Annotated in this window: 21 protein-coding genes; 20 read left to right on the top strand and 1 reads right to left on the bottom strand. The window is 38.7% G+C overall.

Annotated features, from left to right (window positions below; translation table 11 throughout):
* Nucleotides 1-21 precede the first annotated feature (21 nt).
* The 20 genes from H9655_RS18415 (at nucleotide 22) to H9655_RS18325 (ending at nucleotide 20,614) form a co-directional block, all read left to right on the top strand.
* Entirely contained in the window at nucleotides 22-1,401 is a 1,380-nt protein-coding gene (locus H9655_RS18415) for an allantoinase (protein ID WP_191816716.1), read from the top strand.
* A 123-nt stretch (nucleotides 1,402-1,524) separates the two neighbouring features.
* On the top strand, nucleotides 1,525-2,562 hold the full coding sequence (locus tag H9655_RS18410) for an XdhC family protein (protein ID WP_191816715.1): 1,038 nt from the start codon (nucleotides 1,525-1,527) through the stop codon (nucleotides 2,560-2,562).
* 35 nt (nucleotides 2,563-2,597) lie between these two features.
* Nucleotides 2,598-3,461: an FAD binding domain-containing protein gene (locus tag H9655_RS18405; RefSeq protein WP_191816714.1), complete on the top strand. Its 864-nt coding sequence runs from the start codon at nucleotides 2,598-2,600 to the stop codon at nucleotides 3,459-3,461.
* Nucleotides 3,442-5,682 carry a xanthine dehydrogenase subunit D gene (pucD, locus tag H9655_RS18400; RefSeq protein WP_191816713.1) on the top strand — a complete coding sequence of 747 codons (2,241 nt, stop codon included), beginning with the start codon at nucleotides 3,442-3,444 and terminating at the stop codon, nucleotides 5,680-5,682. Before H9655_RS18405 ends, pucD begins: the two co-directional genes overlap by 20 nt.
* The gene (locus H9655_RS18395; RefSeq protein ID WP_225230745.1) at nucleotides 5,679-6,167 is read left to right on the top strand and encodes a (2Fe-2S)-binding protein; all 489 of its coding nucleotides are present in this window, start codon (nucleotides 5,679-5,681) and stop codon (nucleotides 6,165-6,167) included. The genes pucD and H9655_RS18395 overlap by 4 nt, the downstream gene beginning before the upstream one ends.
* Nucleotides 6,168-6,914: 747 nt before the next feature.
* Nucleotides 6,915-7,379: an SRPBCC family protein gene (locus tag H9655_RS18390; RefSeq protein WP_191816712.1), complete on the top strand. Its 465-nt coding sequence runs from the start codon at nucleotides 6,915-6,917 to the stop codon at nucleotides 7,377-7,379.
* Nucleotides 7,366-7,497, top strand: a complete 132-nt coding sequence (locus tag H9655_RS22785; protein ID WP_263600765.1) for a hypothetical protein — start codon at nucleotides 7,366-7,368, stop codon at nucleotides 7,495-7,497. The genes H9655_RS18390 and H9655_RS22785 overlap by 14 nt, the downstream gene beginning before the upstream one ends.
* Nucleotides 7,494-8,009 (top strand): GNAT family N-acetyltransferase, encoded by a 516-nt coding sequence (locus H9655_RS18385; RefSeq protein WP_191816711.1) that lies wholly within the window; start codon nucleotides 7,494-7,496, stop codon nucleotides 8,007-8,009. Before H9655_RS22785 ends, H9655_RS18385 begins: the two co-directional genes overlap by 4 nt.
* Before the next feature lie 22 nt (nucleotides 8,010-8,031).
* Nucleotides 8,032-8,658, top strand: a complete 627-nt coding sequence (locus tag H9655_RS18380) for an FMN-binding negative transcriptional regulator (RefSeq protein WP_191816710.1) — start codon at nucleotides 8,032-8,034, stop codon at nucleotides 8,656-8,658.
* 136 nt (nucleotides 8,659-8,794) lie between these two features.
* Nucleotides 8,795-9,292, top strand: coding sequence for a PH domain-containing protein (locus H9655_RS18375; protein WP_191816709.1), 498 nt, complete (start codon nucleotides 8,795-8,797; stop codon nucleotides 9,290-9,292).
* Complete coding sequence (locus H9655_RS18370; protein WP_191816708.1) at nucleotides 9,292-10,770, top strand: PH domain-containing protein; 1,479 nt, start codon at nucleotides 9,292-9,294, stop codon at nucleotides 10,768-10,770. The genes H9655_RS18375 and H9655_RS18370 overlap by 1 nt, the downstream gene beginning before the upstream one ends.
* A 76-nt stretch (nucleotides 10,771-10,846) precedes the next feature.
* The gene (locus H9655_RS18365) at nucleotides 10,847-11,104 is read left to right on the top strand and encodes a hypothetical protein (RefSeq protein ID WP_191816707.1); all 258 of its coding nucleotides are present in this window, start codon (nucleotides 10,847-10,849) and stop codon (nucleotides 11,102-11,104) included.
* A 19-nt stretch (nucleotides 11,105-11,123) separates the two neighbouring features.
* On the top strand, nucleotides 11,124-11,831 hold the full coding sequence (locus tag H9655_RS18360; protein ID WP_191816706.1) for a DNA alkylation repair protein: 708 nt from the start codon (nucleotides 11,124-11,126) through the stop codon (nucleotides 11,829-11,831).
* Nucleotides 11,832-13,117: 1,286 nt separating this feature from the next.
* On the top strand, nucleotides 13,118-14,680 hold the full coding sequence (locus tag H9655_RS18355; RefSeq protein WP_191816705.1) for an ABC transporter substrate-binding protein: 1,563 nt from the start codon (nucleotides 13,118-13,120) through the stop codon (nucleotides 14,678-14,680).
* A 79-nt stretch (nucleotides 14,681-14,759) separates the two neighbouring features.
* Complete coding sequence (locus H9655_RS18350) at nucleotides 14,760-15,677, top strand: ABC transporter permease (protein WP_191816704.1); 918 nt, start codon at nucleotides 14,760-14,762, stop codon at nucleotides 15,675-15,677.
* A gap of 15 nt (nucleotides 15,678-15,692) precedes the next feature.
* Nucleotides 15,693-16,574 carry an ABC transporter permease gene (locus tag H9655_RS18345; RefSeq protein WP_225230744.1) on the top strand — a complete coding sequence of 294 codons (882 nt, stop codon included), beginning with the start codon at nucleotides 15,693-15,695 and terminating at the stop codon, nucleotides 16,572-16,574.
* Between the two features lie 14 nt (nucleotides 16,575-16,588).
* On the top strand, nucleotides 16,589-17,566 hold the full coding sequence (locus tag H9655_RS18340; RefSeq protein ID WP_191816702.1) for an ABC transporter ATP-binding protein: 978 nt from the start codon (nucleotides 16,589-16,591) through the stop codon (nucleotides 17,564-17,566).
* A 7-nt stretch (nucleotides 17,567-17,573) separates the two neighbouring features.
* A complete protein-coding gene (locus H9655_RS18335; protein ID WP_191816701.1) occupies nucleotides 17,574-18,572 on the top strand; it encodes an ABC transporter ATP-binding protein in 999 nt (332 codons plus the stop codon).
* A 20-nt stretch (nucleotides 18,573-18,592) separates the two neighbouring features.
* Complete coding sequence (locus tag H9655_RS18330; protein WP_191816700.1) at nucleotides 18,593-19,726, top strand: M20 family metallopeptidase; 1,134 nt, start codon at nucleotides 18,593-18,595, stop codon at nucleotides 19,724-19,726.
* 237 nt (nucleotides 19,727-19,963) lie between these two features.
* A complete protein-coding gene (locus H9655_RS18325) occupies nucleotides 19,964-20,614 on the top strand; it encodes a protein kinase family protein (protein ID WP_191816699.1) in 651 nt (216 codons plus the stop codon).
* Nucleotides 20,615-20,798: 184 nt separating this feature from the next.
* On the opposite strand, the gene H9655_RS18320 is transcribed toward H9655_RS18325, so the two are convergent.
* Entirely contained in the window at nucleotides 20,799-22,235 is a 1,437-nt protein-coding gene (locus H9655_RS18320; protein WP_191816698.1) for a magnesium transporter CorA family protein, read from the bottom strand.
* Nucleotides 22,236-22,366: the final 131 nt, after the last annotated feature.

The raw sequence follows: 22,366 nt of genomic DNA, 5'->3' as shown, positions 1-22,366 counted from the left end.
ATAAACACGGAGGTGTTGATTTTGGCTACATATGATCTCATTATTCGCAACGGCAATGTTGTTTTACCTGATAAAGTGAAGAAAACCGATATGGCTATTAAAGATGGTATCATCGTCGCTATCGAAGACGATATTTCAGATACGAGTAAAGAAGAGAGAAATGCGGATGGTTATTATATTTTTCCAGGTTTAATTGATATACATGTCCATTTCAATGATCCTGGCAGAGCCGAATGGGAAGGTTTTGCATCGGGTTCTCAAATGATTGCTGCAGGAGGGGGAACAACTTTCTTTGACATGCCTTTAAATGGTGTCCCTTCTACCACTGATACAAAGGCATTGTTAGAGAAAGTGGAGATGGCAGAGAGTAAGTCAGTCGTGGATTTTGCCTTATGGGGTGGCCTTGTTCCAGGTAATATCCATGAGCTAAAGGGATTAGCAGATAATGGGGCAATAGGTTTTAAAGCGTTTTTATCTGAAAGTGGAAATGAAGAATTTGAACGTGTCGATGATTTAACATTAATCGCGGGGATGAAAGAGATTGCTTCATTGAAAAAAATACTTGCACTCCATGCGGAAAGTGCAACAATTACAGATTTCTTAACGAAGGAGAAAGTAACGAATGGTCACTTAACAGCGGATGATTATCTAGCATCTAGACCCATCGCTGCAGAAGTTGAAGCGGTGGAGCGTGCCATCGCTTATGCAAGAATAACGGGCTGTCCCCTACATTTTGTCCATATTAGCTCTGAGGAAGCTATTAAAAAAATTACGGCTGCCAAGGCAATGGGGCAAGACATTTCGGTTGAAACTTGTGCTCATTACTTATTGTTTAATCATAATGATTTTAAAGACAAAGGTGCGATAGCCAAATGCGCCCCGCCATTACGAAAATCGAAGGAACAAGAGAAATTGATTCGTTTATTAATAGAAGGAGAAATCGATATGGTTTCCTCTGATCACTCACCATCACCTTTTATGTTGAAAGATCCAACAGCTCATCATTTATTCTCAGCTTGGGGTGGAATTAGTGGCGGACAATTTACACTTTTAGCATTAATTGAACTTGCGATTACCTATGAGATTCCTTTTAATAAAGTGGCGGCATTAATAGCAGGTAATCCAGCTGAAAGGTTCAATTTAAAGACAAAAGGGCATATCGAAGTGGGCAAAGATGCTGACATAACATGGATCTCACTCGAGGAATCCTACACTGTTTCAGAAAAGAATTTCTTTGCTAAACATAAGCAAAGTTTGTACATGAAGAGGACTTTCCCTTGTGCGGTTAAACTGACGATGAACAGAGGGTCTGTCGTTTTTGAAAACGGACAATTAGTAAACAGGATGGAAAAAGGGCAATGGATAAAACCACAAGAAACGAAAATGAGTACTAGTAGTTAACTGCATCCTGTAAGAAATTTATTTCTATTGTTAGAAAATCTAACACACTAGTAGCGAAAAAGGAGAAAATGGCAGATAATACATTTTAAACCTTTAATCGATGAGTGAAAGAGGTGTGTGAAGATGGATAATATTCATCAAATATTCAAGGAATCCCCTACAGAAGGTGATGTATTAGCAACAGTGATTCATGTGAATGGATCTGCTTATCGAAAAGAAGGCACAACCATGTTAATCAAACAAGTTGGTCCAACAATTGGCGTCCTTAGTGGCGGGTGCTTGGAAGAAGATATCAAGTATAGGGCAGAAAAACTAGTGAAAGGCCAATCCCAATCTTTTTTATACAACTTAAAAAGTGAAGATGACCTCGGTTGGGGGCAAGGTTCGGGATGTAATGGTGAAATTCGTGTTCTGTTAGAGTCGATTGATTCAACCTTTCAAACGCATTTAGAAAAGGTGAATGAACAACTTTTACAAGGAAGGTCTGTTTTAACAATAAAGAAGCTTTCCGAAGATTATGAGGTCATGGGATATGCATTTATCGTTGATGGTGACAATTATTGGGGTAAAGCTTTAAATATAGGTTCAAATGTAGAATTAAAAGAGGTAACGACTGGTATTCACTACTCAAAAGAGTTATCTGGATATTGTTATTTTCAGTGGTTTCACCCAAAACCTCGCCTCTTTATTTATGGTGCAGGGGCAGATGGCGTTCCGCTTTGTGATTTTGCTCATAAAACAGGCTACCATGTAACAGTAGCTGACTGGCGTGAAGCTTTATGTAGTAAAGTAAGGTTTCCTCGAGCAGACCATTTAATCATAGGTTTTCCACATGAAGTGTTACCAACTGTCCTTCTCCCACAAGACCATATTGTGATTATGACCCATCATTTTGAACGCGATAAAGAGATTTTACAGTATGTGATCGATCGACCTTTTAAATATATAGGCATCATTGGTTCTAATAGACGAACGATGAGGTTATTAGAAGGCCAGTCTGTACCACCGAATGTCTATACACCTGTTGGTTTATCAATTGGCGCTGAGGGACCTGAGGAAATTGCTATTAGCGTTATGGCGCAACTAATTGCGGTTAAACAAAGGGGAGTTCCCGAGAGTGGGAAACAAGCGGATTGTGAGACAACGTTTTACGACAGATAGTAGTCGTTTTGTGAACGTAAAAGGAGGGGAGCCATATGAGAATATTAGAAACGACCGTTTCTTCACCTACTACCATTGATGAAGCATGGACAATGTGGAAATCATATGAAGAGCCGATCACATTTATCGCTGGAGGCACTTTTTTACAAACCAAATGGGAAAAAGGGGTTGCTGTTCCTTCAAAAATGCTTCACCTAGGTGACGTTTTGGAATATAAACAAATCTACATGGACACTGAAAGGCAGATTCACATCGGTTCTTTTGTTAAACTAGCGGAATGCAAGAATCATCCTCTTATTGCTAAAACACTACCCCAATTATCACAAACGATTGAGAAAATCGCTGCACCTGCTGTTCGAAACTTAGGTACGATTGGAGGCAATATTGCCAATTGTGTCGGTGATACAATCCCCCTTTTACTAGCACTCGATGCCGAAATACTATATTTAAATAAAGAAGGAAGACAGCGAATAGATTTGCAAGATTGGTTTGAAATAACCGAATGTTCTATTATTTTAGAGGTCATCATTACATTGGATGATGAGGAGAAGAGCTATTTATTTACTAAAAAAATCGGTCGAAGGGAGGCTTTCTCGGCATCTGTTGTTACATTGGCTGGCAAGTTAACAGTAAAAGGCAATCAGCTATGTAAGGTTCGAATAGCAGCAGGCGGTGGAGAGACGCAACCATCACGGTTAAGAAATGTAGAGAATATTTTACAACATGATCAAATAATCGATTCAAATGTCTTAAAAAGGGTGTATCAAGCGTTAATGACAGAATATCAGCCAGTTGAAGATGTTTTTTATTCTAGTAATTATCGCTTGAAAGTAGCGAGTAACCTATTAATCTCAGAATTAGAAAAGTGGAGGGGAGAATATGGCGGATTATACAAGTAATTTAGCTTCTTCCCGTCCAAGGCCAGATGGAATGGGAAAAGTAACAGGTGCATTAAATTATTTTACAGACTTGCAATTTCCAAATATGCTTTATGGAAAAGTACTGCGTAGCGAGCACCCTCATGCTAAAATTCAGCAACTAAATATTGAAAAGGCAGAACAATTACCCGGCGTCCTGGCCGTGATAACAAGTAAGGATGTACCTGGATTGAATGGATTTGGTCTTATTACGCAAGATCAGCCGGTCTTTTGTGATCAAGTCGTTCGCTATGTAGGTGATGCGGTGGCAGCAGTAGCAGCTATAACTCCTGAAATTGCAGAACGAGCAATTAAACGAATAGAAGTAACGTATGAACCATTACCAATTATGGATGACCCTGAATCCGCAATGAACCCCGATAGTACCCCATTACATTCTGGTGGCAATATTCTTCATGAGGCATCCTATGAAAATGGTGATGTTGATGAAGGGTTCCCATTATGTGACGTCATTATAGAAGAAACCTATCTCCTGCCGAGGCAAATGCATGCTTATATGGAAACAGAAGGTGGGGTCTTTGTTCCTGAAAGAGATGGCAGGCTGTCTGTTTATGCGGGCACGCAGCATGGATATAAGGATAGACTACAATTAGCGAGAATATTGAATTTATCAGAAGAGCGTATTCGTGTAATTTCAAGTCCGATGGGCGGCTCATTTGGTGGTAAAGATGAGTTGAATATTCAGCCTTACGGAGCCATTTTAGCATTGAAAACAGGTAGACCGGTGAAAATTCATCAATCACGGAGAGAATCAATGATCTCTGGTATTAAAAAGCACCCAATGAAAATTACGATGAAAACAGGAGCTAAGAAAACGGGGGAGATTGTTGCCCATGAAGTAAGAATTATTGCAGATACAGGGGCATATGCCACACTTGGTCCAGCCGTATTAGATTTTGCAGTTGAACACGCTATTGGCCCTTATGTGATACCAAATGTGAAAACAAAAGGGTACGCTGTCTTTACAAATAATGGCGTGGCAGGTGAATTCAGAGGGTTTGGTGGTAATCAGATCACATTTGCTTTAGAAGGCCAAATTGATCGGTTGGCAGATGACTTACATATGTCACCACTTAAATTAAGAAAGAAGAACTTGCGACAAGGAACGGATCCTGGACCAGTTGGACAAATGATTGCACCGACTAATGGAGATTCGCTTGTATTAGATGAGATCACGCAGTCACCGCTATTAGCGTTAGACAAAAGGGATAGCGACAATCCATGGAAGAAAACAGGCGTAGGGGTAGCACTAACCATGCATGGAGGCGGGTTAGGCTTTGGCAGAATGGATCCTTCTGGTGGCAAAATTAGTCTGAACCATGAAGGGAAAATAGAAATCGCCTTTGGATTTGAAGAGGTAGGTCAAGGGTTGTTAGCAGTTATTGAAAATATAACAACAGAGGCTATCGGGTGTTCTTCAGAGGATTTGCACATTGTGATAGGGGACACAGACAAGGTGCCACACTCGGGTTCTTCCACAGCTTCAAGAGGCACCAGTATGATTTGGCACAGTTTACAAAGGCTAAAGGGCCCTTTTAAAGAAAAACTATTAGATACAGCAGCTAAACGATCAGGTTATCAAAAAGAACAATTATGTGTTGGAGAGAAAGGTATTTGGCTAAATGGTCAAAGGATTCTTACTTTTGAACAGCTTTTTCTCGAGAATGAACCCATTAGTATAGATACGAAATTCGATTTTCCAACCACACCAAATAGTATTCCGGGTGGTCATTTCTTGTACTCATTTGCAGCGGTGGCAGTTAAAGTAGAAGTTGACCTTATCACAGGAGCGATCAAGGTTACTGATATCGATCAAGCTGTTTCTGCCGGTCCTGTTGTGAATCCTAATGGGTATATTGGGCAAATTGAGGGCGGTACAATCATGGCGCTAGGCTACACATTGTTAGAAGAAGCGGCCATGCAGCAAAGTCGCTATACAACAGAAAACTTTGACACCTATATTCTGCCCACCATCCAAGACATTCCACCGAAAATGAATGTGAGAGCAATCGAAGACTTATGGGAGGGGGATATGTATGGCCCAAGAGGTGTTGGGGAGATCGGAACAGTCGCATTAGCTCCTGCGATCGTAAGAGCCATCTATGATGCCACGGGGCATTGGGTGACGAAACTACCTGTCAGTCGAGAAGAAATATTACATGCGAGGGAGATGGTTTTTTGATAGAAAAGGTAAAGGTGAATTCGCAAAGAATCAATATTTCCTTCACTGTTAATGGTGAACAGCAGCAACTACAAGTAGAAGCAACAAAAAGATTAGTAGATATATTACGTGAAGACCTCTCATTAACAGGTGCCAAAATCTCTTGCGAAATTGGACGATGCGGTGCCTGCTCTGTAGAAGTAGACGGTGAACTCGTCAACTCTTGTCTCATGAGAGCATATCAACTGAACGGAAAGAGTGTTTATACGGTTGAAAGCTTAAGTGAAAATGGACTGCATGATATTCAAAAGGCTTTTCTAGAAGAAGGTGGGTTTCAATGTGGCTACTGCACACCGGGAATGATCATGGCTGTGAAAACATTATTAGAGAAAAACAAGAAACCAACAGATGAAGAGATATTAGACGCACTCTCAGGAAACATATGTCGGTGCACAGGTTATGCCGGCATTATCCGAAGTGTGAAGAAGGTGATTCAAGCAATATAAGTGCGTCGTAAAGGAGGAATCAATCTAGGCTGAAGGTGAGATAAAGGTGGAAACCCTTGCAGACAAAAAGCCAAAAAACCAAGAAGTCTGCCTCGAAGGTAAATCGAGTCAGACTCAAGTATAAGAAATCTGCTTCGAATCAACGTGAATCGATTTTCAGATCCCCAAAAAGATTGCCTCGAATTGGAATCTAGCAGATCAAGCACATTTCAAGCACATTGCGAAGCCAAGTCTCCATTTCTCTCAGTCCACCATTATCTCTTTATTACAATCACATTACAAGGAAAAGTAAAATGCGAATTTTTTAAATCGATTGATCTCATTCAATGTCGGCCATAAATTAACGTCATCCGATTTCAAATAGTGTGTTTCTCCTGGCTGGACAGTATGAATTAACATCCTCGGTATAGCTACTTTTCCCTTCTAAAGTAAAGGCGACGCAAGTTCCGGATACTTCGTAACTTACTAGGAGCGTAGGTTGATTGGTTACATTACTGTTTGTGGTATTAATGATTAATCCTTCTATGCCATTATCGCCAGTCCTGTAGTTTTCACCAAGATTAGGTGTGGAGAAGGAGGCTTCGTAACGAGCTTCCGAGGGATTCGTAATGTCATAGACATCGTCTTAAAAGCCTTTATGAAGAAAGGTGGAGTGAAATAGTAAAAAAAAGATTAGTTTAACAATATTTCCCTGAATAGGTTATAATTATATTTGAATGATGATTAAATTATTTAGGAGAAAGACAAATGAAAGAAATACAATGTTATAGATTCGAAGCAGAGATTGCGGCAGATATAGATTTAGTTTTTGAATGTCTGAATAAAGATCAACATGTTTTAAAATGGAATACACAAATCATTGAAAATCTTTATGATGGAGAAGAAAGTGATTTAAAAGAAGGCTCGATGTTCATTACAAGGCAAAAAATTGGAAAAAAGGTGTATGAGTTACAAGGTGTTTATTCTAAGTATGATCCACCTTATTATACTGTGGTAGAGGCGAAGACGAAAGAAGGAATAAGTAGGACAGAATACATCCTCGAAATCATCCCAGAAGGAACAAAGTTTATAGTGAATGTTACATTGATTCCATCAAACTGGATACACAAATTAGTTACAAACATGATGAAATGGTCATTTAAATATGTGTATGATGACCAGTTTAATCAATATATACAATATATCTATCAAGTTGAATATGAGAGAAGATGAACATAATAAAAGGGAAATAAAGATAGAAAATGATTGCTCAGATATGGTTAAAGGCTTTTCTGAAAGTGAAGAGGAAAAAGACTGGGGTAAAGAAGGGCAAAAGGAGACATCTGAATGACGGTGAAACTTAAACGATGCACTCTAGATGATTTACATATACTTCAAAAAATCAGTATAGAAACATTTACTGATACATTCAACGAGCAAAATGCACCTGAAAACATGAAAGAATATCTCAAAAAAGCATTTAATATGGAAAAGTTGGAAGCAGAATTAAACAATATTTCCTCGAAATTCTACTTTATTTATATTAATAACGAAGTCTCGGGTTATTTAAAGGTGAATATCGATGATGCTCAGTCTGAAGAAATGGATGATGAATCACTTGAAATTGAGCGGATTTATATCAAGAAGAAGTTTCAAAAACAAGGGCTTGGTAAATACCTTCTAAATAAAGCGAATGAAATTGCGATAGAAAATAATAAAAAGAAAATCTGGTTAGGTGTATGGGAGAAAAACGTAACTGCAATTTCTTTTTATCAGAAAATGGGTTTTGTCCAAACTTCGGCCCACTCTTTTTATATGGGAATTGAAGAGCAAACAGACTATATAATGACTAAAATACTTTAAGGTTTTGGAAAGGTGGTTTATTATGTATATCCCTTCATATTTTAAAATAACTGATGAAACATTAGCTTATGACATTATGAGAGAATATAGTTTTGCGACTCTTTTTTCTCAACATAATGGCATGCCTTTTGCAACTCATTTACCGTTAATTTTGAGCAAGGACAATCAATACCTATATGGGCACTTTGCTCGTCAAAATCCTCAGTGGAAAGATATAGAAAATCAAAGCGTCCTAGCTATTTTCCATGGGCCTCATTGTTATATCTCCCCATCTTGGTATGAAACAAATAAGGCAGTGCCGACATGGAATTATGTAACAGTCCATGCTTATGGAGAAGTTGAGAAGATAGAAGACAAAAATGAATTAATGGATTCTTTTCATGAAATGGTATTGAAGTATGAATCACCTGATAGTACATATAATTTACAAGATGTGGATTCTGGGTTTATAGCTGGTCAAAAAAAGGGAGTACAAGGTTTCAAAATAAAAATCAATGAGATAGAAGGCAAAGCTAAGTTAAGCCAAAACCATCCAGTACAGAGACAAGAGAAAGTTATTAGCCAACTTGAAAAAGAGTCAAAAACAGATGAGCAACAAATTGCTTTATTAATGAAAGCGAATTTAAAAACAGGTAACTTGCTGAGTTAATTCCAGTACCTAATGTAATTTACGCTAAAAACCTTACTACAAAAAATGTAGCAAGGTTTTTAGCGTTTTGAGTTTAATGAAACTAATCTCCGCTTCTAACCGTATATTAGTAAAATAATTGAGAAGGAGAATAAGGATGGATATAGATTTACCAATACCAAAGCAGAGACTCTCTAAGAGTAGTATAAAAGCGATGCTAATGAGTGAACTAATTGGGAATGCGATATGGTTGCCAATTCTTGCGATACTTTTTTACGTTGACGCTCGATTTGATTGGTGGGATTGGGTAGGATGGGTTCTATGGGTTGTCCTTGGTCTTACTATTTTATCTATGATTTATGCGTTAACCATTCAACCATACCTATTATATAAAAACTTCCGTTATGAAGTAGATGAGGAATTTTTGCAGATTAAGCAAGGAGTGTTTATAGAGAAATATGAATTAGTACCAATGACAAAAATTCAATCTGTGGCAACGAATCAAGGGCCGATACAGAGAAGATATGGATTATACGGTCTTTCAGTCGAAACGATGAGCTCAACCCATACAATCCCCATGCTATCAAAGGAAATAGCAATGCAACTGAGAAATACGATAGCTTATTATGCAAAAATAAAGGAAGTAGATGAATAATGGATTACAGAAGGTATTCACGCTTAACCATTGCTTTTCATATATGGGGTGTTTTGAAATTTTTCTTTTTTGCCTTTCTTTACTTATTTATTTTTAATCGAGAGGCCGATTGGATTGGTTACGGTAGAATCATTGCCGCTATCCTCCTTATTCTTTCTATTATTTTTGTTATCTTTAAATGGCTGACCACAACTTATAAGATTGATGAGGTAGCTTTTTATTTAAGTGAAGGCTTTTTCACAAAGCATAAACGAACCATTCCTTTTAGTAAGATTCAAAATGTAAGTAGACACACGACTTTTCTACATAAATTAATAGGAAAAACCTCCTTGAAGTTTGAGACAGGCATGTCTGGTGATGGTGGGACAATTAAATTTGAGGTTGTTTCGAAAGAAGAAGCAGACCATTTGGAAGACTGGGTGGAAAAAAGTAGTCGCAAAGTCAACGTGTCCGCACATGAAGAGGAAAAGGTAGAAGAATATATAGAAGACAGAAAGCTGCATTTTGCTGCCAGCAAGAAGGATATTTTGAAAGCATCAATGACGTCATTAAGCTTTTTGCTTTTAATTCCTGCCTTAGTCTCACTGTTTTTTATGATTAATGATTTTATAAATGTTGAGAAAGAAGCAGAAGGTGCCATTCACTTTATATTAAGTGCCTGGTGGTTAACGACACTTGTCGTTATTTTTCTTATTGTGGCTTCAACGATATTTGGTATGATAAAAACATATATTAAATATGGGAATTATCGAATTTATTCAGATGATGATAGGATTTATATCTCTAGAGGAGTACTAGATGAAGTACGCTTTTCTATTTCAAAGGAAAAGGTCCAAGCTGTTGAAATAACGCAAACGTTAATGAAAAGAATCTTACGTATTGCAGAAGTGAAACTAACGAGTGCTGGTCAGACAGGAGGAGGCGATTCCTCAATGGAGACAAGCTCTTTGTTCCCCTTTTTACCGCAAAAGGATGCTTTTCGTTTGATTTCTGAAATCTTACCAGACTATGAAGTGGCAGAAGAGATGCACAAGCTTCCGAAAAATGCCCTCTTTGCTAGGTTGCTAAAACCTAGTTGGATATGGATAATCGCAACGGCATTATTATATTATTTCCAACCAAATGTGTTCAATTTGCATATTCCATGGTGGTTGTTATCATTGATTTTACTTATTTTAATTGTTTTACTCAGGGTCTTAGATTACTATAATAGCCGCTACGTGTTAAATGGGCGTTTTATCCAATTAAAAACAGGGAGTTTAGCAACGGCGTTATTTCTAACTAGGCGTGATAAAGTGATTGAAATTGAAATGAACAGAGGACCGCTAGAAAAAATACTCGGCATTGCTAAGATTACGACGATCAATCGTGCGCAACCAGTGCGACACACTCACATGTATGGGGTGCCCGAATCCTTCCGTTTAGCGTTTTATCAATGGTATAAAAAAAGAGGATCAGAAATCGAACTAAAACAATAGATAGGTTGAATGTACAATGCAAGCGGTAGTGATAGAGTCAATGTTTCCACAGATGCAATGCAAGTAATAGGTATAGATGCTGCGTGGTCAAACAGGTAGGATGAAAACAACTGCTCTCCATAGTAATTGTCGTTCAGCCCTGGGCTTTAGTTTTGCTACGACAAGCAAGAAACGGTTGGAAACGATCAAGACTGTTGCCGAAGAGATATTTAAGTTAATGGTAAACGGGGATTTTCAAGTGGAAATAGGGATAGAATACTCCTTATATGAAGTGAAAATAGCACATGATATGATAGATAATAGAGAGAATACCGGAAAACCGTCTTATTCTTAGAAGAGGAGTGTTATAGCTGATGGATTTCAACGAGGTAATGAATGAGTTAGAAGGATTAGGAAAAGAGCGAACGAAAAAAATTTATCTCTCAAACGGTGCACATGAGCCACTTTTTGGTGTAGCAACTGGAGCGATGAAACCGATTGTGAAGAAAATAAAGATTGATCAATCATTAGCTGAGGAGCTATATGCAACAGGAAATTATGATGCCATGTACTTTGCGGGCATCATTGCAGATCCAAAAGCAATGACAAAGGAAGATTTTAATCGTTGGATAGACGATGCGTATTTTTATATGCTGTCAGACTATGTCGTAGCGGTTACATTATCCGAATCCCCGATTGCCCAAGAAGTTGCCGATGAATGGATTGCCAGTGGAGATGACTTGAGAATGTCAGCTGGTTGGAGTTGTTATTGCTGGTTATTAGGTAATCGGAAAGACGACGAATTTGTCACGAGTAAATTATCGGCCATGCTAGATCAGGTGAAGGCGGACATTTATGACGCACCTATAAGAACAAAGATATCAATGAATAACTTCTTATATACCGTTGCGATCTCCTATATTCCTCTAAGTGAAAAAGCAGCTGAAGTGGCAGAGGAAATCGGTGCCATCGAAATCAAAAGAGAGAATAAGAAGAACAGCGTCCTTCATGCTCATGAAAATATTCAAAAAGACTTAGATAAAGGTCGTCTAGGGTTTAAGCGGAAATATGTCAGATGTTAAAAGTCAAATAATGCCGGGATCAATTCTATTGATTCCGGCTTTTTTGGTTCTCGGTTTTTATATAATTTTACTCCGCTTGGTAGAGGAAGGGTTTAGAGTGTATGTGGGAAGTTAACGAAGTATATCTTATAGAGTTGCCCCCACAAGAATCGGGGTTTTGAGAAAGAAGTGTGTGTATTAGTGGTTTGCTCACACAAGACCCAGGATTTTAAGAAAGAAGTGTAGGCATTTGCGATATGCCTCCACAAGAATTCGGATTTCATGAAAGAAGTGTGTGTATTTGCGATTTGCGCCCACAAGACCCAGGATTTTAAGAGAGAAGTGCGGGTATTCATGATATGCGCCCACAAGACCCTGGATTTCAAGAGAGAAGTGTAGGCATTTGCGATATGCCCCCACAAGACTCTGGGTTTCATGAAAGAAGTGTGTGTATTAGTGATATGCGCCCACAAGACCCTGGATTTTAAGAGAGAAGTGTGGGTATTCATGATATGCCCCCACAAGACCCTAGATTTTAAGAGAGAAGTGTAGGCATTTGCGATATGCCCCCACAAGAATCCGGATTTCAAGAAAGAAGTGTGTGTATTTGCGATTTGCGCCCACAAGACCCTGGATTTTAAGAGAGAAGTGTGGGTATTCATGATATGCCCCCACAAGACCCTGGATTTTAAGAGAGAAGTGTAGGCATTTGCGATATGCCCCCACAAGACTCTGGGTTTCATGAAAGAAGTGTGGGTATTAGTGATATGCCCCCACAAGACTCTGGGTTACATGAAGAAGTGTGGGTATTGGTAATTTTGCCTCTACAAGACCCTGGATTTCAAGAAAGAAGTGTGGGTATTAGTGATTTCCCCCCACAAGACCCTGGATTTTAAGAGAAAAGTGTGGGTATTAGTGATTTCCCCCCACAAGACCCTGGATTTTAAGAGAAAAGTGTGGGTATACATGATTTACCCCCACAAGAATCCGTGTTTCATGAAAGAAGTGTGAGTATTCACAATCTACCCCCACAACATAGATATCTCCTTTGTGAGGAGTGTTTCCGAATAACATCAGAATGAAACTAATTCCGTATTGTCTACATAAAATTGTACATCCAAATTATTCCTCTTAACTTATTCCCAAGCAAACAACGCTTCCTCTCGTACCCCCCTACCGCACCCGACATAAGAGATCATGTTTACAAAATATCCTTAACGATTTTTAACATAGTTTTGCTTACACTTTTATAAACTGATGAAAAGGGCTTGACTATAGAAAAAATTTAAAGAGTAGGGGGAAGCAATTTGAAGCGAAGCATTTGGAAGAGTTTTGTCATCGTTGTTATTGCTGCAATTGTTTTGGCGGGTTGTTCTGGAGGTGGCTCAGAGGTAGGTGGCGCTGTCACAGAGAAGGGAAATGATCGTGTATTAACAGTGGCGGTCGGAACGGATTTGGTGACATTTGATATTCATGACCATAATAATACGTCGACGGAAGCGATTCATGTGAATATGTTTAATTATTTATTTAAAAAAGATAAAGATGGCAATATTCATCCAGAGCTTGCCGAGGGCTACGAGAAAATCGATGACTTGACTTATCAGGTAAAACTAAAGGAAGGTGTCACTTTTCATAACGGTGATCCACTCACAGCAGAGGATGTGAAATTTACGTTAGAAAGAGTAGCGAAAGATGACACGTTGCAGGAGTATCCTAATTATAAGCAGATAAAAGAAATTCAAGTGATCGATGAGCTCACTTTCAATATTGTGACACAATCACCAGAGCCCTCCTTATTTCACCGTATATCCCGACTTGGTTCCGGTATTTTACCTAAGAACTATATTGAAGAGAATGGATGGGATCATTTTCTATCTAATCCCGTTGGCACAGGTCCATTTCAATTCAAAGAATGGAAACGTGATAATCGCATCGTTTTTACACCATATGAGGATTATTTTGCAGGAAAAGTAGAGGAATGGGATGAGCTTGTTTTCCGAGTCATTCCAGAAAACTCGACAAGAGTGTCGGAGCTTTTAACTGGTGGAGTTGATATGGCTGTTAATATTCCTCCGTCTGATTGGGAACGAGTGAATAGTAATGAGGGAACATCCATTGTGCAAGAAAGGTCGAACCGAGTAGTAATGCTAATATTGCGGGCGACAGAAGGGCTCCCGACTGCTGATGTCCGTGTACGTCAGGCACTAGACTTTGCTATCAATAACAAAGCAATTACCGATAATGTCTTACAAGGTGGAGGGATTCCAACAAGAACAAGAGTCGGTCCAGGTAATTTTGGGCATCATCCGGAGCTTTATGATACGTACAATTATGATATTGAAAAAGCAAAGGCATTACTAGCGGAGGCAGGTTATCCAGATGGTTTTGAGATGACTTTGCATTCACCAAAGGGACGCTATTTACAAGATGCAGAAGTGGCGGAAATGTTAGCGGGCATGCTTGCAGAAATTAATGTGAAAGTAAATATCGAGTTCATGGAATGGAGTAATTTTGTTGAAATGCGTACAGCTAACGAGAATAAGGATGCTTATTTAATTGGCCTAGGTAATTCGATGTTTGACGGTGCTTACTCGGTCGATTGGTATCGTGCCGAACGTTTTGAAGGCCATACAGATTATAAGAATGATCGAATCGAAGAATTGCTCGCTCACTCTGCCGTCAATATGAATGAGGAAGAACGAGCCAAGCAAATACAAGAAATTGAAGAGATTGCTGCTGAAGAAGTGCCACATATTATGCTTCATGAGGAAAAAATCAATATCGGTGTAAATGATGCGATTGATTTTGTTCCTACCCCGGATGAAATGATTTATGCACCAATTATTAAAAGAAAAGCAAATGAATAACAAAGCTAATATTCGTGGGTGAATGGGTGGTGACATCCATTTGCCCATCTCTATTACTTTTCGCTATAGGGGGACAATAGTGGGCAAATATATTATTAGACGATTACTTCAAATTATACCGGTGTTATTTATCATTTCTTTTATTGTGTTTTGCCTTGTCTATGTGGCTGGCGATCCTGTTGCATTAATGTTACCCGAAGATGCGAGCCAAGAGGATATTTTACAACTTCGTGAATCACTCGGGTTAAATGAGCCTTTTTATATTCAATATTTCAACTATATGGTCGGACTTATCCAACTTGATTTTGGTGAATCATTTCGTTATAACACGAGCGCCTTACCTATTGTGTTGGAGCGTTTACAGGCGACAATTGAATTAGCTGTAGCAGCTATGATTGTGGCCATTATCATAGCTATCCCTCTTGGTATTTGGTCAGCGACTAAGAAGAATTCTGCTATCGATGTCGTAGCGACAGGGGGAGCGGTAATCTGGAAGGCAATGCCGAATTTTTGGTTAGGCATTATGCTCATTTTGATTTTCTCCGTCATGTTAGGATGGTTCCCAGTTTCAGGGCGGGGGACATGGAGTCATCTAATCTTACCGGCAATTACACTTGGCACAGGGATTGCTGCTGAGATGACCCGGTTTATTCGCTCAAGCATGTTAGAAATCATGAATCAAGACTATGTTCGTACGGCAAGAAGTAAAGGATTAAAAGAGTTTTTTGTTATTCATAAGCATGCTTTTCGTAATGCCCTTATTCCAGTTGTTACGATTACCGCGCTACAAACCTCAACTGTTGTGGGCGGCACGTTAATAACCGAGAGCGTATTTTCATGGCCAGGGTTAGGTCAACTACTCATTCAAGCAGTGAATACAAGGGATATGGCGATCGTACAGGCCAGTGTGTTTATTATTGCGTTTATTGTTATTGCTATGAACTTACTAGCAGATATTCTTTATAAATTATTGGATCCCCGCATTACATTTCGCTAAGGAGGTGTGGTTGTATTGGAATCAAAGGAAAGTAAGCAGGGTCACCTCAAACGGTGGCTCAGATTATTATTAAAGAGTAAGACCGGTTCAATTGGCTCAATTATCGTGTTACTCATTATTTTTATCGCGATATTTGCGAAGTTTTTAGCACCCCATGATCCGAACCAGATTAATGCGGCAATGATGTTGAAACCCCCGGTTTGGGTAGAAGGTGGGGATACTGAGTATCTTTTAGGAACAGACAATCTTGGCAGAGATATTTTAAGCAGAATAATTTATGGCTCCCAAATTTCTTTAGTTGTTGGGGTTGCCTCTGTCATCTTGGCTGGCATTATTGGTATTTTTATCGGCTTAGTCTCAGGTTTTTATGGTGGTTTCCTAGATAACATTTTAATGAGAATAGTTGATTCTTTTCTAGCGATCCCAACCATCCTCTTTGCACTTGTCATCTTGACAGTCTTTGGCCCAAGTGCGCTTACGTTGATTGTTGTATTAGGTGTGACGAATTGGGTACAGTACGCCCGTTTAATACGAGGAGAAGTGCTCTCTTTAAAAGAAAGAGAGTTTGTTAGGGCTGCAAGGTCTATGGGGGTGAGGGATCATAAGATTATCCTCAAACATTTATTGCCAAATGTGATATCCCCGTTCATTGTCATTTCTACTTTAAGCGTGGCAACCACGATTATATTAGAGGCCTCCTTAAGTTTTCTAGGTTTAGGAATTCAACCACCGACCATTTCTTGGGGTGGCATTTTAAGTGATGGTAGAGATTATGTAGCAACTAGTTGGTGGTTGGCAGCTTTTCCTGGTTTAGCGATAACGATCACCGTTTTAGGCATGATCTTCTTAGGTGATTGGCTGAGAGATGTATTAGATCCAAGAGAAAAGAAAGTGTAGAGGAGGGAAATGCGTTGAGCCGAGAGAGCTTGTTAGAAGTGCGAGACTTGAAGACTTATTTTTATACCGAAGATGGTGTGATTCCTTCAGTTGACGGTGTGTCATTTACGATAAAGAAAGGCGAGACTGTGGCTGTTGTAGGTGAGTCAGGCAGTGGCAAAAGTGTAACATCTTTATCTATTATGGGGTTGCTAGATACTGCTGGGAAAATTGAAAGTGGCACCATCCTATTTGAAGGCAGTGAGGTAACAACACTATCAAAAAAAGAACGAAGAAAATTGCGCGGGAATGAGATGGCGATGATTTTTCAAGAACCACTCACCTCACTTAATCCTTTATTTACAGTTGGTAATCAAATTTCTGAAGCAATTAGAATCCATCAAAAAGTGAATAAAAAAGAAGCGAAAAAGAGAAGTATCGAGATTTTAAAAAAAGTCGGCATAGCTCGTGCGGAGAAGGTATTTCATTCTTATCCTCATCTATTAAGTGGAGGCATGCGTCAACGTGTAATGATTGCGATTGCCTTATCATGTAACCCGAAACTTTTAATTGCGGATGAGCCGACAACCGCACTCGATGTCACCATCCAAGCGCAAATTCTCCATTTAATGAAAGAGCTGATAAAAGACAAGCAAACTTCTATTCTATTTATAACACATGATTTAGGTGTGGTAGCAGAGATGGCTGATCAAGTGATTGTTATGTATGCCGGCCAAGTAGTTGAATATACGGATGTGTTTACACTGTTTAAAGAAGCGGCGCATCCTTATACGACAAGTTTATTAGCTAGTACGCCAAAAATCCACGAACAAACAGAAACACTACAAGTCATCGAAGGGACTGTACCCAATCCAAATGATATGCCAAGTGGGTGTCGCTTTCATACACGTTGCCCAAATGTCATGGAAAAATGTATGAACAATGAGCCTGTACTTACCAATATTCATGCCCATCATCAAGTGAAGTGCTGGTTATATGAAGAGGAGGTGTGACTAAGATATGGCAGTTATTTTAAGTGTAAGGGGTTTAAAGAAATATTTTGATGTGACTGAAGGATGGTGGAAGAAGGAAAAACAATATTTAAAGGCAGTTGACCACATTTCCTTCGATGTAAATGATGGAGAAACATTAGGGATTGTTGGGGAGTCAGGTTGTGGGAAATCGACAACAGGTAATTTGATTATGCAGCTGTTAGAAAAAACAGAAGGAGAAATAATATTCCAAGGAGTAGATCTTGCCACTCTATCCAAACATGAGCTAAGAAAGAAACGGGCGGAAATGCAGATGATTTTCCAAGACCCTTTTTCCTCGTTAAATCCTCGGATGAAAGTATTTGATATTATTGCCGAACCGTTATTGACCCATCTGAACTTAAGTAGTAAAAGGTTGAAGGAGGAAGTATTGTCGTTAATGGATCAGGTCGGTCTTGATCGTTCTTATATTCATCGCTACCCCCATGAATTTAGTGGTGGTCAGAGACAAAGAATCGGTATTGCTCGGGCCATTGCATTGCGACCTAAGCTTATTATTTGTGATGAGCCCGTATCTGCATTAGACGTTTCTATTCAATCACAAATCCTTAATTTAATGTCTAAACTACAGAAAGAGTTACGATTAACCTTTATTTTCATTGCCCATGGCCTACCAGCGGTTAAATATATCAGTGATAAAATTGCGGTCATGTACCTTGGAAAAATTGTTGAACTAACCACAAAAGAAAAACTCTTTTCCAAACCCCTTCATCCGTATACAGAGGGACTTTTATCAGCAGTTCCCCTTCCTGACCCGACGTTAAGGCATAAAAAAGAAGGCGTGATTTTGGAAGGTGATCTTCCAAGCCCAACAAATATTCCTTCAGGATGTCGTTTTCATCCACGGTGCCCACATGCACAAGAAAAATGTAGGAATGAGGAGCCAACATTTATTGCACATGAGGAAGAACATTATGTGGCCTGCCATTTTCCATTAAAAGAGGGTGTTGGAGTATTGGAAAAATAGATAAAGGAGATGTATCAAAGGTGGAGGGATATATACAACAGTGTAAAACCGAAATGCTGCAGTTAATTGAAAAACTTGTCAATATTGATAGTGGTTCATATGTAAAGAAAGGGATAGATGAAATCGGGGGAATATTACAAAAGAAATACGAAGAAATTGGATTTGTTGTAGAGGTGAAAACAGAAGCAAAGTACGGCAACCACCTTGTTATTCGACATGAGCGTAGTCTGCATCCGAAAATTATACTGGTGGCGCATATGGATACGGTTTTTCCAGAAGGTACGGTGAACAAGCGTCCGTTTCAAATAAAAGGAAACAGAGCTTATGGGCCTGGTGTCGTGGATATGAAGTCGAGTTTAGTCGAGCTTTTATATGCTATGAAAGCATTAGTTCACTGTGGGTCAAATGCCTGTGAGAATGTGCAAATTATCTTAAATGGTGATGAGGAAATTGGTTCGCCGTCATCCCGTGAATTAATAGAGGAACAAGCTGTGGGAAAAGAATATGCACTCATCATGGAGCCAGCGAGAAAAGATGGTTCACTTGTGACAGCAAGAAGAGGCGGGGGAAGATATAAACTGATTATTAAAGGCAAAGCTGCCCATTCAGGGATTGAACCAGAAAAGGGAAGAAGTGCGATAGAAGAACTAGCTTATAAAATCATCCAACTGCATAATTTAACAAATCATGAACAAGGCATTAGCGTGAACGTAGGCATTATTTCCGGTGGCTCTTCTGTTAATACCATTTCTGATAAAGCCGTCGCTCATATTGATATTCGCATCACTGAGAAAGAACAAGCACAAGAATTAGAAAAGAAGATTAAAAGAATATGTGCCAATACAGAAGTGAGGGGAACTGAGATTCAATTAGAAGGGGCTATTAGAAGACCACCAATGGAATACAACGAGCAAACGAAAAAGCTATTACACATTATTCAAGAAGTAGGCGAAGAAATAGGTCTTCATGTCCATAATACTGCAACGGGTGGGGGTGGTGACGCCTCTTTCACTTCAGCAACGGGTGTGCCTACAGTTGATGGTCTTGGTCCAGTTGGCGGGAATGCCCATAGTAAAGAGGAGTACATTGAAATTGACACATTAACGGAAAGAACCATTCTGCTTGCAAAGACAATTGAGCGCTTATCTAGATGATTTTTTTTGGAAGCTACCACTCGTTTGGTAGCTTTCTTTATGGAATGGTGAGGTCACTTAGTTTGTAAGTTGTAAATTTTTCGTATCAATTATTACAGGAAAGTAATTTTCTTCTCTATACGTATACATTTTTACTAGAAGGGACCTTAAAATTTGTGAGTAATGCCCATTCTATACTAAACTACTCTAAAGCGAACATCATAAAGTCATGTTGTTCCTTCAAATGAGGTGATTAGAATGGAATTTAATCAGCTAGCGAGCAGCGTAGTAATTGAACTGGTAGAGGGACGCCCCTCTTTAAAATCATATAGTGACCAGCTAGAACTGATTGGTGTAGGAAGAAGTGCTTTCGTTTTCAAAATTACTAAGCAAGCGATTGCCATAAAAGTATACTTCCCACAAATGGAAGATATCGCAAAGGTGGAAGCGGCAAATTATCAACGAATCCAAGGTAATCCCTATTATCCACATCTTTATGATTATGGTGATGCTTATATTGTGATCGACTATATAGAAGGCTTTACTCTCTTCCAATGCTTGGAGAAAGGCATTCATATAAAAGCAGAACATATAGAATCTGTCCAATTAGCCTTACGTTCAGCTACAGAAGCAGGCCTGAAACCGTCAGACATACATTTGCGCAACATTATGATTGATCGAAACGGAAATATAAAACTGATTGATATTGCTCGTTTTGATTCGAAGAACGCCGATAAACAATGGACAGACTTACAGAATGCGTACTACCGATATTACACCAACAAATGGTTCCCGAAAAAAATCCCTACAGTGATCTTGAATTTCATAGCCGACATATATAAAAAGAGATTCCTTCCATTGTCTGTGAGAAAAGTTATCTTTCAGGATAAAAATGGGATACATGTATAATAGGATGATTAGATCATACATGAACAACTCCTGCATAAAAAGGAGTGTTCATGTTTTTTTGTTTTAGAGAGTGAGATTGATTGACTTTACTAAGAAAAATATATGATTAACCGTATTCTCCAGGCGCAAAATATTTCGTTGGCACTTATTGTTAGGGTACCGCTTAGATTTTCCTTTTTTTGTACTATAAGATTTTATTCTTACGGCTTTTCCTTTCTTTCAACCAGTTTTTAATGAATACCACTCCAAGAATTAAAGAAATGGAAACACCGGTTGTTGTTACAAGTATCGCTATCCACTCAAAAATAGAGTAATGATTCATCTTATCTAACGGAATCTTTCCTCTCCAATCCTCAATAATTAGGTTCATCCCGAAAAGGCCTGATATCGTTGAGTAAATCGTTAAGATTTGCAATAAATAATTCGTGCTTTTTCCTGATAAAGTATCCTGGCTTTGATAAAGAAATGATAAAGTTTCTTTAACCTCCTGATAAAGTGTCTCCACTCTGAAAATCTTTTGTAATCTCCCGAATATTTCCTTCCCTGTAGTTGTACTGTTTACTTCTGGCATATAATACTTCGCAGAAAACTGTGTAATCATAAAAATTAATAGTTCCGTCTTACTTTTATCCTTTTCAATGTCAATCGTTGAATGGTTATATGAGAGCATGAGAAGGACAATTTTATAATAATAATAAAGAAAAACAGAATAAAAGAATTCTCCGTAAAAGTTACTCGCTAATTGTTTTTCAATATCACCTGTCTCCTTTGTTATACAGGAAAATTGATAATCGCTCATGACGATATACGTTTGGTCGCCCCAACGTTCATAAACATGTTCTTTACAATACCTTTCAATATAATTTGGATGCTTGTCCCCTTCGTGCTGATTACAGCTTTCAAGCTCCGCAAGCTGAAATAAATTTAACTGTGTCAAATCACTACCTTCTGAAATATGAATATAACTGAGTACATACATGCGCTCATCCATAAAAAATGGCAGGCTTCCAAAATAAGAAGGATCAGTATCTGGATTGTCTTCAACATAATCCTCCATTGGTCGAAGCAATTCTTTGAAGACGAACTCTTTCACCGCATGATATTGATGATTCCTACAACCCAAGACGACTTCCTCTTCATCTTCTGTAATCGGCTCTAATACTCTGAACAAATCTGCAAAGGCAATTACATCTGAATAAGCAATCGATTCTGGAAGGCTTATTCTGAGATTCATCAGCCCTATGCGGAAGGGACATACTAATATATCTATTGATTCAACCACAAATGGCATGTTCAATTTGGTAGAGTCCAGGGTGCAATCAAGATTCAACTTAAGAGAAAAACGGCGAATGCCTTCCCTGGCAGTATAGGATTTTGGAAAAAGAAGCGGCTCTATATTAGGAAGAAAATACTTTTCAAGCTTTCGGTGAAAGACCTTGTCATCCCCATAATATTCATTTTGTTGCTTCGTGTTTCTTAAAGTGAAAAATTGAAAACCTTCTTCGAGTAACTTTTCAGTAAACCCTCCAATAATTTGCTCATTTAGCATAAATGGAAATAGAAACTGAAGTTTGGAACGTTTGACTTCTGGAATACTTTCCGAAATTGATGTTTTCCTCATTTTCATTCCCATCCCTTTCTCTTCCATATTTTGTTTTCTATCTAAAATACCCTTGGTTCTCCCTTTCAAACAAAATCTATCTAATTGTCTTACTAGTGAAACAAATAAAAATAGTGGAAGTTTACTTTTTT

This window comes from Cytobacillus stercorigallinarum (genome assembly GCF_014836495.1).
GTDB lineage: Bacteria > Bacillota > Bacilli > Bacillales > Cytobacillaceae > Cytobacillus > Cytobacillus stercorigallinarum.
Note: the sequence above shows the minus strand (reverse complement) of the source record. Positions and strands in the feature narration are given on the sequence as shown.